Origin of the sequence: Cupriavidus basilensis (assembly GCF_000832305.1) — a bacterium.
Taxonomy (GTDB): Bacteria; Pseudomonadota; Gammaproteobacteria; order Burkholderiales; family Burkholderiaceae; genus Cupriavidus; species Cupriavidus basilensis_F.
This window is the reverse complement of record NZ_CP010536.1, coordinates 79,631-95,722: the sequence shown is the minus strand read 5'-3', so window position 1 is coordinate 95,722 and position 16,092 is coordinate 79,631. Positions and strand designations below refer to the sequence as shown.

Sequence of the window (16,092 nt, the reverse complement as noted above, 5' to 3'; positions counted from 1 at the left end):
GCAGCCCTACGCATCCAGCCTGACGTGTTCCGCCAGGTGGCTGACCACAGTGGCGATGCGCCGCAGATGCCGGGACTCGGGATGTGTCAGCAGCCACAGGTCGGTGTCGCACTCGTCCAGCGTGCCGGTGAGCGCCACCAGCTTGCCGCTGCGCCGCCCGATCATCAGCGAAACAATGCCGGCGCCCAGCCCTGCCTCGACGCCTTCGAGCACGCCGGCGATGCTGTTGACGCGGTACTGCGGCACCACGCGCGGCAGGTGCTTGCGGCGCCAGCGCACCGACGGGTGATCGGGCATGGCCTCGTCCGGCGCAATCCAGGGCAGCGTGGCCAGCGCGGCAAGGTCGACGGCGCCGCCGTGCCCGGGGATCGCGATGCCGGCCGCCTCCACCAGCTCCCGCGCCGCGAACACCGCCACGCGCAAGGGGCCGAGGCACTTGCCGATCAGGTGATCGGGCGGATGGCGCGTGGCGCGCACGGCGATGTCGGCATCGCGCCGGGTCAGGCTGACCAGCTCATTGGTGGCGATCAGCTCGAAGCTCAGCCCGGGATGCCGGCGCCCGAGCGGCGCCAGTGCCGGCAGCACCATGCCATGCAGCACGGTATCGGTGGTGGTGATGCGCACCAGGCCCGACACCGTGCCGGCCGACACCGAGGCATGGGCGCGCGCCGCCTCCAACTCGGCCTCGATGCGTTCGGCATGCTGCGCGAACTGCTGGGCAAGTTCGGTCGGCAGGTAACCCGCGCGGCTGCGCTCGAACAAGCGCCGCCCCAGCCCTTTCTCGATGCGCTGCAGCGCACGGAACACGGTGGAGGCATCAAGCCCGAGCCGGCGCCCGGCTTCGGCCAGCGTGGCGCCACGCACCAGCGCCAGCACCACGTCGAGGTCAGGGGAAGAGAGTTGGTAGGGTATGTTCAAGAGATATTCGTTGCAAATTTGCAGTCATGACTTGCAAGAGTGCGCATTGTGATTGCGCTTTCGCAATCCTAGACTGCCTGCACTGCCACCACAAGGCGTGGCGGCAAACCCTGAAAAACCGAACCCGAACCCAAAACAGCGAGGACCTCCCGATGAAGCTCTACTACGCCCCTGGCGCTTGCTCCCTGGCCGTGCATATCGCACTGCGCGAAGCCGGCCTGCCGTTTTCGCTCGCCAAGGTCGACCTGGCCAGGCACAAGCTGACCGAGCCGGAAAGCGGCAGCGACGACTTCTACGCGGTAAGCCCGCGCGGCTACGTGCCGTTGCTGCAACTGGACGATGGCTCGCGCCACACCGAAGCCGCATCGCTGCTGCAATACGTGGCGGACCTCGCCCCGAGCAAGGCGCTGCTGCCGGCGGCCGGCACCAGGGCGCGCCTGGAAGCGGTGGGCTGGCTGACGCTGGTCTCGACCGAGCTGCACAAGGTCTTCAGCCCCTGGCTGTGGCACAAGGAAACCGCGCAGAGCACGCGCGAGGATTGCAAGGCCAAGGTGGCGCTGCGCTTCGCCGAGCTGGACCGGCACCTGGCCACGCGCGACTACCTGTGCGGCACGCAATTCACCGTCGCCGACGCCTACTGCTTCGCCGTTGCCAACTGGGCCAATCTCCTGAGCATGCCGCTCAACCCTTACCCCGCGCTGCAGGCCTACCTGTCGCGCGTGGCCGCGCGGCCCAAGGTGCACGAGGCGCTGGTGGCCGAAGGGCTGGCGCGCGATTGATCGCGCAACCGGTGCCGGGCATCAGGCTGGCGCTGTGGTGACGGGCGGCAGCCTGTAGTTGTCCTGGCTGAGCAGGTCCAGCCCGCACTCCAGCGTGGAGACCCAGTCGATAAACTGCGCCACCATCGCCTTACCGCGAAACGACGGGCCGTGCTGCGGCACGATCCACTCGATATCCAGCCCGCGCGCCATGTTGGCCCACAGCCGGCACGCGCGGTTGCCGCTCATGTAGCGCCGGTGGAAGGGCAGCATGGCGTGGGTGTGCGCGGCAAAATCGCTCACCACCGCGCCGGCTTCCCGCGCGCTGGTCATGGCCGCGCCCAGGTCGCCGGAGAACAGGATCTTGCTGATGGGATCGTAGAACTGGAAGTTGCCCTCCGAGTGCAGGAAATGTGCCGGCACCGCCAGCAACGTGCAGTTGCCCAGCGCGATCGGCATGCCGGCATCGGGGATGGTAACGATGCGCCCTTCCGTCTTGCCCGCCTGGCAGAAATGCGGCAAGAACCGCGCCCAGACGCGCGAGATCAGGATGCGGCTATCGGAGGCGGTCAGCCAGCGCCCGACCGAGGCCACGATATCCGGATCGGCATGCGACGCCAGCACGTAATCAAGCTGCTTGGGCGGAAAGTAGCGGCTGATGGCAAGGTACAGCTCGCCGTAGGTCATGTGCCCGCCCGGATCAATCAGCGCGCCGTGGCCGGCGTCGACGATCAGGAACTGGTTGGTCTGCACCACCTCGCCGTGCTCCTCCTCGACCAGGTCCGAAAACAGCAGGCAGGTGTGCCCGCCGGCGTCGTATAGCGTGATGGCCATCGTCTGTCTCTCCCCAAAGCGGCGAAAGTAGCGATGGCGGCGCCCTGGCGGCTTGACGCTGGTCAAGAAGGGATCGAATCGTGCAGCCTGGCGGCTTAGCGCGCGCCGTCCAGCAGTTGCTCGATCTTGCTCACGAACTGCTTGTCGTCGGGCTTGGTCAGGCTGTTATAGCTGCCCACCACCTGGCCGTTGCGGTCGATCACATACTTGTAGAAATTCCACTTGGGCGTGGTGCCGGACTGCTTGGCCAGCAGCGCGTACATGGGATTGACATCGCTGCCGCGCACGTGCGACTTGCCCAGCATCGGGAATTTCACGCCATAGGTGTTGTAGCAAAAGTCGGCGATCTCCTTGGAAGAGCCCGGCTCCTGCGAAAAGTCGTTCGACGGGAAGCCCAGCACCACCAGCCCGCGTTCACGGTACTTGGCGTACAGCGCCTCCAGCCCTTCATATTGCGGGGTAAAGCCGCAATAGCTGGCCGTATTGACCACCACCACGACCTTGCCGGCGTACTGGCAGAGGTTTTGCGGCGCTTCGTCCTGCAGGCGGGGGAACTTGAAGTTGAGCGAGGCCGGGCAGGCGCCGGCCGGCTTGGCGGCGGTGGCCGCCGGGGCATCGGCGGCGTGCGCAAGACGCGGCGTGGCGACAACAGCGGCGGCGGCGGCCAGGACCAACGCGCCGGACAAGGCGATGCGTTGCAGGGCGCGTGAGCGCTGTTCGGGAAGGCTGCGCATGTAGGAAACTCCGGAGATGGTCTGTCCGTAGTTTACGCCGTTGGGCGTGAAATAGATGCGCAAGCCTCCCCCCCCCGCTTACTCCATGGCCAGCGTGGCCGCGTGCTCGGTCACGCTGCTGCGCAACGCCACGTCCGGCATGCGGCGCACGATTACCAGCGCCAGCAGCGCGGCCACGGTACCCACGGCAAAAATCAGCCGGAAGCCCGACTCCACGCCGCCCGTGAGCACATCCCGCACCGCAGGAGAGAGATGGGCCAGCGCCTCGCTGCCGTGGCGCAGCGCACCCAGGTCCAGCGCCTGCGTCACGCCGCAAGCGTGCAGGGCATTGCGAAATTCCAGCGTCAGCAAGGTGCCGGCCAGCGCGCCGCCAAAGGCGCTGCCCAGCGAGCGCAGCACTAGCAGCGCGCCGGTGCCGGCGCCGGTATCGCGGCGCTCCAGCACGTTCTGCACCGTCATCAAGGTGCCGACCATGGTCATGCCCAGCCCCACGCCGGCCAGCATCATCGCCAGCAACACCAGCGCCAGCGGGGTGGACGGCGAAATCACCACGAGCGCCAGCAAGCCCAGCGCCGCCGCGATGAAACCACCGGTCAGGATGCCGCGCATGCGTCCCAGGCGCGGGGCCAGCCCGGCCACGATGAAATTGCCCGCCACCGTGGAGAGCAGGAACGGCACCACCAGCAAGCCGGACTCCGACGCGTCGGCGCCGCGCACCAGCTGGAAATGCAGCGGCAGCGCGAAGATGCACAAGAAGATATTCAGCGCAGCCATCGCGGACGCGGCCACGCCCAGCACATAAGCGCGGTTGCCAAACAGCCGCGGCGGCAGCATCGGGTCGCCCGCGCGGCGCTCCTGCCAGACCAGCGCGGCCACCGCCACCAAGGCCAGCAGCGCCAGGCCAGCGATCTGCGGCGAGATCCAGTCATAGACATCGCCGCCCCAGCTCATCGCCAGCAGGAAGGCCACGATGGAAACCGTCAGCAGCAACGCGCCGCCCCAGTCCACCCGCGCCGAGCCGCCACGCACCTGCAACTGGCTTAAGCCCCGATAGCACATGAACATGGCCAGCAGCCCCAGCGGCACATTGATCCAGAACAGCCAGCGCCACGACAGATGATCCGAAGTCCAGCCCCCCACCAGCGGGCCGGCAATGGAAGCCACCGCCCACACGGTCGCCAGGTAACCCTGGTAACGCCCACGCTGGCGCGGCGCCACCACATCCGCGATCGCCGCCTGCGCCAGCGACATCAAGCCGCCACCGCCAATGCCTTGCAGCGCGCGGAACAGGATCAGCTGCTCCAGCGTCGCCGCCATCGCGCACGCCACCGAGGCCAGGATGAACAGCGCGATCGCCAGCATCAGCAGCCGGCGCCGGCCATAGGTATCCGACAGCTTGCCGTACAAGGGCGTGGAAACGGTGGAAGTGATCAGGTAGGCTGTCACGATCCACGACAGATGGCCGAACCCGTTCAGGTCATTGGCAATCGCCGGCACCGCCGGAATCACCACCGTCTGGTCCAGCGCAGACAGCAAGATGCAAAGGATGATCCCGCCGATCACTCGCATGATGGCCTGGTGGCTCAGGGCAGGGGTGGCAACAGCAGAAGCAGCAGAAGCAGCAGAAGCAGCAGATGAAGCAGGCGTGGAGGAAGACATCGGAGGCAGCAGGGCGCGTAGTCATGAGCAACCAACGTTGCGCCCAACCACCAACAAACCACCTCGTTTGTCAGCCTACATCGGGGAACATGACCACAAAATTGAAATCAACCGATTTGACGCGTACCCGGCGCTGCGCGAATCGAGCACTGCCACGAGCTGGCAGATGCCGCCTGCACGGCCCGGGCGGGCCTAATTCAGTGAATGCATAATTATATGCGGATACCAAATATGGAGTGCGGCACTAAGTTGGTTTCTGATGCGGCGCAGACGTGCTTTTTACCGGAACATGCGCACTTCTGCTCAATACGAGCGGCTATCTGCCAGCAAGCCGGCACGAAGCGAAAAAACGAAAATCTTGCGGTTTTTTGTCGCCGGCAGCGACAGGAGCGTACCCGATACAGCGGGGCCAGATTGGGCAACGCCTGACAAGCCACCCGCCGCACGGAGCGAAGCGAGCCATGAAGATGTGCCAAGGCCGTATGGGGCGCCGCTCACCAGCGCCCTTCAACCAGGAATCCCCGGGCAATGAGATCAGAGCTTGAGATGCGGCGTCCCGCTAATGTAGTGCTCCAGTTGGTCGATGATGAATTTCTGCTCGGAAATAATATCCTTGACCAGATCCCCGATCGACAACATCCCCACCAGGGTATCGCCGTCCATCACCGGCAAGTGCCTCAACCGATGCTGCGTCATCAACGCCATGCACTCATCGGTACTCTGATCCCCGCGCACATAGATCACCGCCGACGTCATGATGTCGCGAACGAAGGTCTCCCGGGAAGTCCGCTGCATCAGGATCACCTTGCGCGCATAATCCCGCTCGCTCAAAATCCCAACGATATCGCCGCGCTCGATCACCAATAACGCGCCAATGGCTTTTTCCGCCATCAGTTGCAGCGCAGCATAAACTGTGGCGCCAGGGGGAATGCTGTAGATAGCCTGGGTCGGTTTGGACTCAAGAACCTGCCGTGCGGTTTTCATCACCCACTCCTTGTTCGATCCCAACGGATTGCAACACGACCCGCGCGACCGCGGGAGCGCCTGACAGGGCACCTGCGCACCGCGCCGCTGCCAATCGCTCTCAGATTAGCACCACGCGCGCATGCCTTACAGGGTGACGCACACGAATCTTTGTAAAAAGACAAAGCCGCTGAAAAGCACTGCGCAAACCCGCCGGCAAGCGCTATAAAGAGAAGAGCGCGCGCCACCTGGCGCGCAATGCGCAGGAGGGCCAGCCATGGCCACCGAGTCCGTTGCCGGCAAGCGCGTCATCGTGCTCTTCGACGATAGCCGCTGCATCCATTCGCGCCACTGCGTGCTGGACCGCCCGGATGTGTTCGTGCCCGGCGTACAGGGCGAGTGGATCCACCCCGACAACGCCAGCGCCGAGGAAATCGCGGAGATTGCGCACAACTGCCCATCGGGCGCCATCAGCTACCAGAACGTTGACGACTCCCCAGGCGAGGCGGCGCCCCCGGTCAATGTGGTGCGCGTGCTCGAGAACGGCCCGCTGGCGCTGCGCGCCGCCATCACCATCGATGGCCAGCCCGCCGGCTTTCGCCTGACGCTGTGCCGCTGCGGCGCTTCGCGCAACAAGCCCCTGTGCGACAGCAGCCACGCCAGCGCGGGTTTCGTCGCCACCGGGGAGGCCGCCACCGTGGCATCGGAGCCGCTGGCGCAGCGCGATGGGCCGCTAGATATCCATCCCATCCCCAACGGACCGCTGCACGTCAAGGGCAATCTTGAAGTGATCAGCGGCACCGGCAGAACCATCACCCGCATGACCGAGGCCTGGTTTTGCCGCTGCGGCCAGTCGGGCAACAAGCCGTTCTGCGACGGCACGCACAAGAAGGTGGGGTTCAGGAGCGACCCGCAGAATCTATAGAGTCCGTAGAGTCCATAGAGTCCGAAGTTAGCGGCGCGGCCCCCAGCGCCAGCAGGCAAAGCCGCTCCATCTGCACCACCCAAGCCGCCCGCGAGGACTCGGCAGCCTGCAACAGCAGGCGATAGCGGCGCGCGCCCCAGACCGCCTCCAGCAGGCCGCGCACCGTGGCGGCGTCCGGCGCGCCCGGCAAATCCGGGCATGCCGCCAGCGCACGCTGCCAGGCCGCGTACAACTCATCGAACACACGGCGGTGATGCCTGGTCTCGGCGATGCGCGCTTCGAGCACGAGCATCTCGTGCTCGAAGCCCTCCAGCGAGGCATCGTCGGCGCCGCAGGTCAGCCGTGCCAGGCGCTGGACGCGCGTGCGCCAGTCCAGCCCGGGCGCGCACGCCACCTCGGCCTCGATGCGCGCCAGCAACAGCTCGATGGTGTGCCGCACATAGCCAGAGAGCAGCGCCTCCTTGTTGGGGAAGTACTCGTACAGGGTGCCTACGGAACACCCGGCCTCCAGCGCCACGGCGCGCGTGGTCACGCCGTCCCAGCCACGCGCCCGCCATATCCGAACAAAGGCCTCGTAGATGGCGTCCACGGTGAAGCGCGCACGCTGCTGCGACGGGCGTTTCAGCGGCCTGGCAGGCGCCTGCGCCGGCTCGGCAGCGGCGCCCGCGTTTCCGAACCCGGCGGCCGGCTTGCGGCGATACATTGGTGGCATCGGCCTCGACGGTAAAAAAGGGACAAAAAGTGGGACAGAAAATGGGACAGAAGATGGATCAGGCAACGCACAGCAATCACGGCAGCAATCACGGCAATCACAACGACCGCGCCGAACAATCGCTCACGGTCACCCGCCTGCTGACACGCAAGCATGCCCTAAATGAAAGCCAGCTGGAAGCGCGCCGGGAACGCACCGACGCCGCCCCCGGCGAAGTGCTGCTGAAGATCGACCGCTTCGCGCTCACCACCAACAACATCACCTACGCCGCCTTCGGCGACGCCATGAACTACTGGCAGTTCTTTCCCACCGGGCAACAAGAATGGGGCCATATGCCGGTGTGGGGCTTTGCCGATGTGGTGGACTCCAAGGTGCCCGGCGTGGCGGCGGGCGAGCGCTTCTACGGCTACTTCCCCATCGCCAGCCATATCCGCATGCAGCCCGAGCGCGTGACCGAGCGCGGCTTCTACGATGCCCTCGAGCACCGCCGGCCCCTGACCTCCGCCTACAACCAGTACACCCGCGTGACCCATGACGCCGCCTATGCGCCCGAGCTGGAAAACTACCAGATGCTGTACCGGCCGCTGTTCATCACGTCGTTCATGCTGGCCGACTTCCTCGAGGACAACCGCTTCTTCGGCGCCACGCGGCTGGTGGTGTCCAGCGCCTCCAGCAAAACCGCCTATGGCACCGCGTTCTGCCTGCGCGACCTCCCCGGCATCTCGCTGGCCGCCATTACCTCGGCGCGCAACCGCCCCTTTGTCGAAGGCCTTGGCTGCTACGCGGAAGTGGTCGGCTACGACGACCTGGAAACACTCCCCACCGACGCGCCCACGCTCTACGTGGACTTTTCCGGCGACGAAGCGCTGCGCGCACGCGTGCACCATCACTTTGGCGGCGCACTGGTGTACGACTGCTTTGCCGGCTCGGCGCAGAACACGGGCTTCCTGCGCGATACCGGCCTGCCCGGACCCAAGCCAGAGTTCTACTTCGCGCCGGTGCAGATCCGCAAGCGCAATGCCGACTGGGGGCCCGAAGGCGTGAACCGGCGCTTCAACGCGGCACAGCGCGCATTTATCGATTACGTGAAGACACCGGCGAACGGCTGGCTGACGCTGATCGAAGCGCAGGGCTTCGGCGCCGCGCAGGACAGGATTGCGAGCCTGGTGGCAGGTGGGAGCGAGCCGAAGGCGGGGTATGTGGTGCGGCTCGATGGAAGCGAGCGATCAAATGACCGCGCCCGGATGACCGAAGAATGACGAATGACCGAATGGCCGGATGATGATCCGGCCAGCCAGTCACTCCGCGCTTTGCAGGTAGCGCTGGCGCGCCTCTTCTTCCAGGATCACGTCTTCGACTTCCGCCAGCACGGCTTGCACGTCCACCGGGGTGTCGTCCACGGCAACCTGGCCGGTCAGCTTCACGCCAGGATGCAGCAAGCCGGCCTGGTAAAGCGCCCAGATTTCCTTGCCGTACTGCGTACCGTTGAGCGCCGGCGCAAACTGGCCGAAGTAAAACGCAAGGTTATCCACATCGCGCTCCAGCATGGCGCTGGCTTCGCTGTTGCCGGCGGCATCCACCGCCTGCGGCAGGTCGATGATGACCGGGCCGTCGGCATCCACCAGGATGTTGAATTCGGAGAGGTCGCCGTGCACCACGCCGGCGCACAGCATCAGGATCACCTGCTCGATCAGCGCGTCGTGGAATGCCACCGCCTGCTCCGGGCTCAGCGCCACGTCGTTCAGGCGCGGCGCGGCATTGCCTTGGGCATCCACCACCAGCTCCATCAGCAGCACGCCCTCGAAGCACAGATGCGGCGTGGGCACGCGCACGCCGGCGGCGGCAAGGCGGTACAGCGCATCCACCTCCGCGTTGTGCCAGGCTTCTTCCGCCACCTTGCGCCCGTAGCGCGTGCCTTTTTCCATGGCGCGCGCCTGCCGGCTGTTCTTGACCTTGCGCCCTTCCTGGTAGGTCGAGGCCTGGCGGAAGCTGCGTTGCGCGGCATCCTTGTAGACCTTGGCGCAACGGATCTCGCCACCGCTGCGCACCACATAGACGGTGGCTTCCTTGCCACTCATCAGCTGGCGCAACACCTCATCGACCAGGCCGTCTTCGACCAGCGGCTGCAGCCGCTTCGGCGTTTTCATCGGGCAGCACCAAGCGGGCAGGGCGAGCGCGCCATGCGCGGGGACAGCAGCGTCGCGGCCACCGTTATTCCGTCAGCATGCGCACTTTCACGCGCTTGCCCTTCACTGTGCCGTCATTCAGCTTGCGCATCGCCTCGCGCCCGATCGAACGCTCGACCGCCACGTAGGTGGACATGTCCATCACGTTGATCTTGCCGATCTGGTGCTTGGCGTAGCCTGCGTCGCCGGTGAGCGCGCCGAGGATGTCGCCGGGGCGCATCTTTTCCTTGCGCCCGCCAAGGATCTGCAGCGTGACCATGGGGGGCAGCAGGCGCTCGTTGCTGGCGGGAGTCAGGTCGGACAAGGGCTGCCACTCCATCTCGGCGCCCATGGCCTGCTCGATATTGCCCACGCGGCCCATCTCGTTCATGCTCGCCAGGCTAAGCGCCCAGCCATCCTGGTCCGCGCGTCCGGTGCGGCCGATGCGGTGGACATAGACCTCGGGGTCGGGCGTGACGTCGACGTTGATCACCGCTTCGAGCTGGGCAATGTCCAGCCCGCGCGCGGCCACGTCGGTGGCGACCAGCACCGAGCAGCTGCGGTTGGCGAACTGCACCAGCACCTGGTCGCGCTCGCGCTGGTCCAGCTCGCCGTGCAGCGCCAGGGCTTCGAAGCCTTGCGCGCGCAGCAGGTCGACCAGGTCGCGGCAGCGGGCCTTGGTGTTGCAGAAGGCCAGCGTGCTGACCGGGCGGAAATGGTTGAGCAGCAGGCCCACGGCGTTCAGGCGGTCGCTGTCGGCCACCTCGAAGAAGCGCTGGCGGATCTTGCTGTCGTCGTGCTGCTCTTCCAGCTTGACCTCGCGCGGCTTGCGCAGGAACTGCTGGCTGAGTTTGGCGATGCCTTCGGGATAAGTGGCCGAGAACAGCAGCGTCTGGCGCTCCTTGGGGCAGTGGCTCGCCACATAGGCGATGTCGTCGAAGAAGCCCATGTCGAGCATGCGGTCGGCTTCGTCCAGCACCAGCGTGTTGAGCGCATCCAGGTTCAGCGTGCCGCGCTCCAGGTGATCCATGATGCGGCCGGGCGTGCCCACGGCGATATGTGCGCCATGCGCCAGGCTGTCGGCCTGGGGGCGCATCGGCGAGCCGCCGCACAGCGTCAGGATCTTGATGTTTTCTTCCGCGCGCGCCAGGCGGCGGATTTCCTGCGTGACCTGGTCGGCCAGTTCACGCGTGGGGCACAGCACCAGCGCCTGCACGTCGAAACGGCGCGCATCGAGGCGGTTGAGCAGCGCCAGCGCGAAGGCGGCGGTCTTGCCGCTGCCGGTCTTGGCCTGCGCGATCAGGTCCTGGCCGGCCAGCGCGATCGGCAGGCTGGCCGCCTGGATCGGGGTCATGGTCTGGTAGCCGAGCTGCTCCAGCGTCGCCAGCGTGGCGGGCGAAAGGGGCAGTTTGGAGAAAGAGGCGCCGGCAGCGGCGGGCGCTGCGGATTGGGTAGGGCTTGAGGTCATGCCGGATTATACCGGGCTGGCTGCCGCGCTTCTGTCGTCAATTTGCCGCATCCGGCCGTCTCCAGCCGTCTCCCGGCCTCTATTTGCCCCTGGCGCGGACAACTCAAACAAAGCGCACGCAGTAAATCGGCGGCAGATGTGCCGAGAACAGCTTCCAGCGCTCCCCGCCGCTCTCCGATATCCACAGGCCGCCGGTGGTGGACCCCATGGCAAGCCGCTCGCCGGTATGGTCCACCGCCAGCCCGTGCCGGTAGATCAGGTCATACGACGGCGCCGCCGGCAGCCCCTCGGAGAATGCCTCGAAACTCACCCCGCCGTCGCGTGTGCGGGTGACCACCAGCTTGCCGTCCACCGGCACGCGGCATGCATCCTTGTCTGCCGGCACGAACCACGCGGTATTGGGCCTGCGCGGATGCGCCGCCACCGCAAAGCCGAAGCTCGACGGCTTGGCTTGCAAGCGTTGCCAGTGCATGCCCGCATCGCCAGAGCGAAAGATCCCGCCATGGTGCTGCACCCACATCGCATGCGGATGGCCGGCACATTGCGCCAGCCGGTGCGGATCCTGGATATTGCCGTCCTCCCGCCGCTCCGGTGGCATGTAGTCGGCCACCATGCCGCTCGCCGTGCAGGCCCAGTTCCCGCCACCATCGCGCGTCTGCCACACACCGCCGCACGACACGGCCACGGTGACGTGGCGGCTATCGTGCGGATCCACGCAGATGGAGTGGATGCCTGGCACATCGTAGCCGCCGCCGAACCACTCGCTGCGCTCGGGGCGGTCCCACAGCGGCCGGTTCAGCGCCCAGCTGGCGCCGCCGTCGCCAGAGCGGAACAAGCCACCCGGCAAGGTGCCGGCCCACAGCACGCCGGGCTCATCAGCCCCGCCGGTTTCCATCGACCAGATCTGCTGCAAGGACCACGGCACCGGCGGCGCGGCAACCGCGGCATCGCCGGTTTGCGCAGGGATGGGTACGCCCGGCACGGCCGCTTCCCTGGACGGATCCGGCTCTGGCTGGGGCGGATAAACCGGCACCGCGCAAGCCTCCCACGGCACGCCGCGCGCCCTGCGCCGCCATAGCTTGACGCCAAAATGCCCAAGGTTAAGTGCCGCATACAAGGCACCGTCACGCGGATCGGCCAGCGTCATGCTGACGGGCTCGCCCAGGAAATGCACCGACTCCTGATGCCAGCCGAGCGCGCTGTCGCGCCGCAGCATCAACAAGCCCTTGCGCGTGCCAATGAGCAGTTGATCGTTCATGCTGACCTCCACGCTTGAACGCCGAGCCTTCAGCGGCAAGCCGTCAACCGCCTGACAGCGCCTGCACCACAAAGATCTGGCTGCTGGCGCCCACGCGATCGCTCATGCGCCGGCGGTCGCGAATGGCCGAGCCATCCACAAACACCGCCAGGTGCCGGCGCAACTGGCCCTGATCATCGAGGATATAGCCGCGCAACTCCGGCTGCTCCCGAAACGCCATCTCCAGCGCGGCGCAAACGGTAGCCGCGGGCACTTCCCGCTCCGGGCTCGGGATATGGCGCTGGATCGCAGAAGCAAAGACAAGGCGCGGCATGGCGGAAGCGCCAGCGCGGGGAGCGCCGGCCGTAATGGCGAGTGTCTTGCAGTTTAGGAAATACTGCGGGGGAATGGGTGTGCGGTTGCGCGCAGTGGCGGTGATTCGGGTGGTGGCGCGCCAGATCGGCAGATACCTTGCGGGCTGGCGCGCTGCCCCCGCTCCTTGCATCCGCCCCCCACCGACCCGCGACGTGCCGAGCAAGAATCATCCAGGCCCCGCATACTGTCGGCTCCATGGAATCCGTAGCGATCACGTAAGGACGAAAAATGGCAAGCACCTTGTACGACATCCCCCTGAAACGCATCGACGGTACCGACAGCCGGCTCGCGGATTTTCGCGCTCGTGTGCTGCTGGTTGTGAACGTGGCATCGAAGTGCGGCCTGACGCCCCAGTACGAAGGGCTCGAAGCGCTGTACCAGGCCAAGCGCGCCGAGGGCCTGGAGGTACTGGGATTCCCGGCCAACAACTTCAAGGGCCAGGAGCCGGGCGACGAGGCGCAGATCCAGGAATTCTGCACGCTGACCTACGACGTGCACTTCCCGATGTTCTCGAAGGTGTCGGTGCTCGGGCCGGACCAGCATCCGTTGTACGCGGCGTTGACGCAAGCGCAGCCGGCCGCCATCGGCGACGGCCCTTTCCGTGAGCGCCTGAAGGGCTACGGCGTGAACCCGGAGAACGCCACCGATGTGCTGTGGAACTTCGAGAAGTTCCTGATCGACCGGGAAGGCAACGTGGTAGCGCGCTTCGCGCCGGACGTCGCGGCGAACGATCCGCGCCTGCTTGAGGCGATCGATGCGGCGCTGGGCCAGGGCCGCTGACCGGCTGGGTTTTGGCGTGACAGCAAGCGGGCGACCCTGCTGGGCGGGACCGCCCGCTTGTTGACGTTCCAGCCACTGCCCTCAGGTAATGGCCCCCAGTTGCCAGGGCACGAACTCATTCTGGCCGTAGCCATGCAACTCGCTGCGCGAACGCTTTCCGGAGGCCGTGTCCAGCATCAGCTCGAACAGCGCCGCGCCGAGTTCGGCGATGGTGGCGCTGCCGTCCAGTACCGTGCCGCAGTTCAGGTCCATGTCGTCCGACTGGCGCTGCCATAGCGCCGTGTTGGTGGCAAGCTTGACCGAGGGCGATGGCGCGCAGCCATAGGCAGAGCCCCGGCCAGTGGTGAAGCAGATCAGGTTGGCACCGCCGGCCACCTGCCCGGTGGCGGAGATCGGGTCGTAGCCTGGTGTGTCCATGAAGACCAGGCCGCGCACGCGGACGGGCTGCGCATACTCGTACACTTCGGCGAGATTGGTGGAGCCGCCCTTGGCGATGCCGCCCAGCGATTTTTCCAGTACCGTGGTCAGGCCGCCCGCCTTGTTGCCGGCGGAGGGATTGTTGTCCATGCTGGCACCGTGGCGCTCGCAATAGGCCTCCCACCAGCGGATGCGCGCCACCAGCTTCCTGCCGATCTCTGGCGTTTGCGCGCGCCGTGTCAGCAAGTGCTCGGCGCCGTAGATCTCCGGCGTCTCGGAGAGGATCGCGGTGCCGCCATTGCGCACCAACAGATCCACCGCCGCACCCAGCACCGGGTTGGCCGAGATGCCCGAGTAGCCATCCGAGCCACCGCATTGCAGGCCCACCACCAGATGGTGCGCCGGCACCGGCTGGCGCTCCACCGCGTTGGCCTTCGGCAGCATCGCCTTGATCAGCTCGATGCCATGGGCAATGGTCTTGGTGGTGCCGCCAGTGTCCTGGATGGTGAAGGTCTGCAGCCGGTCACTGTGCGCGAGCCCCTGCGTGGCCAGCAGCGCGGAGATCTGGTTGGTTTCGCAGCCAAGCCCGATCACCAGCACGCTGGCAAAGTTGGGATGGCACGCATAGCCGCCCAGCGTGCGCTGCAGCACCGCCAGCCCCTCGCCCTGCGGATCCACCGCGCAGCCCACACCGTGCGTGAGGGCCACCACGCCGTCCACATTGGGATAGGCGGCCAGCGCCTGGGGATGGATGTCGCGGCGGAAGTGGTCCGCGATGGCGCGCGCCACCGTGGCCGAGCAGTTCACCGAGGTAAGGATGCCAATGTAGTTACGCGTAGCCACGCCGCCGTCGGCGCGCTTGATGCCGTCGAACGTGGCCGGCTGCGCCGCCGGCCGCACCACGCGGGCCTCCGCGCTGAACGCATAGTCCCGCGTGAAGTCGCCCATGGCGAGGTTGTGGGTATGCACGTGCTGGCCGGCGCGGATATCCTGGCTGGCGAAGCCGATGATCTGGCCGTAGCGCCGAACCGCCTCGCCATTGGCGATCGCACGGGTGGCGATCTTGTGGCCGGGCGGGACCAGTCCGATCACGGTCACGCCTTCGTCGGCGATCGGCGTGCCGGCCACCATCTGGTCCCGCGCGATCACCACGTCGTCATCAGGATGCAGGCGGATGGTGTGGGAGGTACGTGGGGCCTGCACGGGATTGGCGGCAAGGGGGTCTGTTGTCATGAGGAATGTCTCGCGGTGTGATGGTCGCCCTGCCAGTGCTTGCGGGCCTTGCCTGATCCTTACTTGATCATGTCTTCCGGCAGCCCGATGCCGAAGTAATGCTTGTAGATGTCGTTGATCTTGCCGTTTTTCAGGTTGGCCTTGACCCAGCCGTCCAGCCAGTTCTTCAGCGCGGCATCGCCCTTGCGCAGGCCAATGGCATAGGGATAGGATTTCATCACGAACTTGGTTTCGAGGTCGCGCGTGGGATTGCTCTTCTTCACCGCGGGAATCACGCTGATGGCGGCGGCCAGGTAGTCCTGCTGGCCGGTGGCGACCGCGGTGTTGGTGGTGGCATCGTCCTCGTAGCGCACGATGTTCAGGCCCTGGACTTCCTTGGCGCCACGGCTGAGCTCCTGGTCGCTGGTGGTACCGCGCGTGACGGCGATGGTCTTGCCGGAGAGGTCGGCAAAGCTCTTGAGGCTGGACTTTGCGGGCCCGCCCACCACAACCGGGATCACGCCGTAGGGATCCGAGAAGTCGATCACCTTCTTGCGCTCGTCGGTGACCGAGAACGAAGCCAGCACCACGTCCGCCTTCCTGGTCAGCAGGAAGGGCACGCGATTGGGGCCGGTCACCGGCACGATCTCCAGTTCCACGCCGAGGTCCTTGGCCAGCAGGCGGGCGGTCTCCACGTCCGAGCCGCTTTGCTTGGCCTGCGCGTCGAGCATGCCGTAGGGCGGCGCGCCGATATCCACGGCGACCAGGATCTTCTTGCGTTGCTTGATGGTATCGAGCGTATCGGACCAGGCGCTGACGGATGCGCCAACGAGCAGCAGGGCGGCGAGCGAGCCGAGCAGGCGGTGGTTGAGGTGCATAGGGTACATGGGGTGTCTGCGTTGTGTAGGTTGAGTTGTGCGGGCTAGCAGGCAGCT

At 66.2% G+C, this 16,092-nt stretch carries 17 protein-coding genes; 5 read left to right on the top strand and 12 right to left on the bottom strand.

Annotation, left to right across the window (positions count from 1 at the left end):
* Window positions 1-6: 6 nt before the first annotated feature.
* Window positions 7-918 (bottom strand): LysR family transcriptional regulator, encoded by a 912-nt coding sequence (locus RR42_RS00345; RefSeq protein WP_043342709.1) that lies wholly within the window; start codon window positions 916-918, stop codon window positions 7-9.
* 152 nt (window positions 919-1,070) lie between these two features.
* On the opposite strand from RR42_RS00345, the gene gstA reads away from it, so the two are divergent.
* A complete protein-coding gene (gene gstA / locus RR42_RS00340; RefSeq protein WP_043342706.1) occupies window positions 1,071-1,697 on the top strand; it encodes a glutathione transferase GstA in 627 nt (208 codons plus the stop codon).
* A 21-nt stretch (window positions 1,698-1,718) separates the two neighbouring features.
* Here the strand turns inward: gstA and RR42_RS00335 are convergent, their stop codons facing one another.
* The 3 genes from RR42_RS00335 to RR42_RS00325 all read right to left on the bottom strand — a co-directional run bounded on the left by RR42_RS00335 (window position 1,719) and on the right by RR42_RS00325 (window position 4,813).
* Window positions 1,719-2,510 (bottom strand): MBL fold metallo-hydrolase, encoded by a 792-nt coding sequence (locus tag RR42_RS00335; protein ID WP_043342704.1) that lies wholly within the window; start codon window positions 2,508-2,510, stop codon window positions 1,719-1,721.
* Window positions 2,511-2,605: 95 nt separating this feature from the next.
* On the bottom strand, window positions 2,606-3,244 hold the full coding sequence (locus tag RR42_RS00330; protein ID WP_043351104.1) for a glutathione peroxidase: 639 nt from the start codon (window positions 3,242-3,244) through the stop codon (window positions 2,606-2,608).
* A gap of 78 nt (window positions 3,245-3,322) precedes the next feature.
* Window positions 3,323-4,813: an MDR family MFS transporter gene (locus tag RR42_RS00325; protein ID WP_043342703.1), complete on the bottom strand. Its 1,491-nt coding sequence runs from the start codon at window positions 4,811-4,813 to the stop codon at window positions 3,323-3,325.
* On the opposite strand from RR42_RS00325, the gene RR42_RS39420 reads away from it, so the two are divergent.
* Window positions 4,791-5,099 (top strand): hypothetical protein, encoded by a 309-nt coding sequence (locus tag RR42_RS39420; RefSeq protein WP_158408257.1) that lies wholly within the window; start codon window positions 4,791-4,793, stop codon window positions 5,097-5,099. The genes RR42_RS00325 and RR42_RS39420 overlap by 23 nt on opposite strands.
* Before the next feature lie 338 nt (window positions 5,100-5,437).
* Here RR42_RS39420 and RR42_RS00320 read toward each other — a convergent pair whose 3' ends face one another.
* On the bottom strand, window positions 5,438-5,887 hold the full coding sequence (locus RR42_RS00320; RefSeq protein WP_043342701.1) for a CBS domain-containing protein: 450 nt from the start codon (window positions 5,885-5,887) through the stop codon (window positions 5,438-5,440).
* A 256-nt stretch (window positions 5,888-6,143) separates the two neighbouring features.
* On the opposite strand from RR42_RS00320, the gene RR42_RS40900 reads away from it, so the two are divergent.
* A complete protein-coding gene (locus tag RR42_RS40900) occupies window positions 6,144-6,791 on the top strand; it encodes a CDGSH iron-sulfur domain-containing protein (RefSeq protein ID WP_043342698.1) in 648 nt (215 codons plus the stop codon).
* Here RR42_RS40900 and RR42_RS00310 read toward each other — a convergent pair.
* A complete protein-coding gene (locus RR42_RS00310; protein WP_063778392.1) occupies window positions 6,766-7,494 on the bottom strand; it encodes a TetR/AcrR family transcriptional regulator in 729 nt (242 codons plus the stop codon). The genes RR42_RS40900 and RR42_RS00310 overlap by 26 nt on opposite strands.
* A gap of 62 nt (window positions 7,495-7,556) precedes the next feature.
* On the opposite strand from RR42_RS00310, the gene RR42_RS00305 reads away from it, so the two are divergent.
* A complete protein-coding gene (locus RR42_RS00305) occupies window positions 7,557-8,762 on the top strand; it encodes a DUF2855 family protein (RefSeq protein ID WP_052494389.1) in 1,206 nt (401 codons plus the stop codon).
* Window positions 8,763-8,801: 39 nt separating this feature from the next.
* On the opposite strand, the gene RR42_RS00300 is transcribed toward RR42_RS00305, so the two are convergent.
* The 4 genes from RR42_RS00300 to RR42_RS00285 all read right to left on the bottom strand — a co-directional run bounded on the left by RR42_RS00300 (window position 8,802) and on the right by RR42_RS00285 (window position 12,707).
* Window positions 8,802-9,650 carry a PA4780 family RIO1-like protein kinase gene (locus RR42_RS00300; RefSeq protein ID WP_043342696.1) on the bottom strand — a complete coding sequence of 283 codons (849 nt, stop codon included), beginning with the start codon at window positions 9,648-9,650 and terminating at the stop codon, window positions 8,802-8,804.
* A gap of 64 nt (window positions 9,651-9,714) precedes the next feature.
* Complete coding sequence (gene dbpA, locus RR42_RS00295) at window positions 9,715-11,136, bottom strand: ATP-dependent RNA helicase DbpA (protein ID WP_043342693.1); 1,422 nt, start codon at window positions 11,134-11,136, stop codon at window positions 9,715-9,717.
* 103 nt (window positions 11,137-11,239) lie between these two features.
* Window positions 11,240-12,394, bottom strand: a complete 1,155-nt coding sequence (locus RR42_RS00290) for a WD40/YVTN/BNR-like repeat-containing protein (protein WP_043342691.1) — start codon at window positions 12,392-12,394, stop codon at window positions 11,240-11,242.
* Between the two features lie 43 nt (window positions 12,395-12,437).
* Window positions 12,438-12,707: a MoaD/ThiS family protein gene (locus tag RR42_RS00285; protein WP_043342689.1), complete on the bottom strand. Its 270-nt coding sequence runs from the start codon at window positions 12,705-12,707 to the stop codon at window positions 12,438-12,440.
* 269 nt (window positions 12,708-12,976) lie between these two features.
* On the opposite strand from RR42_RS00285, the gene RR42_RS00280 reads away from it, so the two are divergent.
* Window positions 12,977-13,528 carry a glutathione peroxidase gene (locus tag RR42_RS00280; protein WP_043342687.1) on the top strand — a complete coding sequence of 184 codons (552 nt, stop codon included), beginning with the start codon at window positions 12,977-12,979 and terminating at the stop codon, window positions 13,526-13,528.
* An 81-nt stretch (window positions 13,529-13,609) separates the two neighbouring features.
* Here the strand turns inward: RR42_RS00280 and RR42_RS00275 are convergent, their stop codons facing one another.
* Window positions 13,610-15,178 (bottom strand): UxaA family hydrolase, encoded by a 1,569-nt coding sequence (locus RR42_RS00275; RefSeq protein WP_043342685.1) that lies wholly within the window; start codon window positions 15,176-15,178, stop codon window positions 13,610-13,612.
* Window positions 15,179-15,237: 59 nt separating this feature from the next.
* Complete coding sequence (locus RR42_RS00270) at window positions 15,238-16,035, bottom strand: transporter substrate-binding domain-containing protein (RefSeq protein ID WP_052494723.1); 798 nt, start codon at window positions 16,033-16,035, stop codon at window positions 15,238-15,240.
* Between the last annotated feature and the right edge of the window lie 57 nt (window positions 16,036-16,092).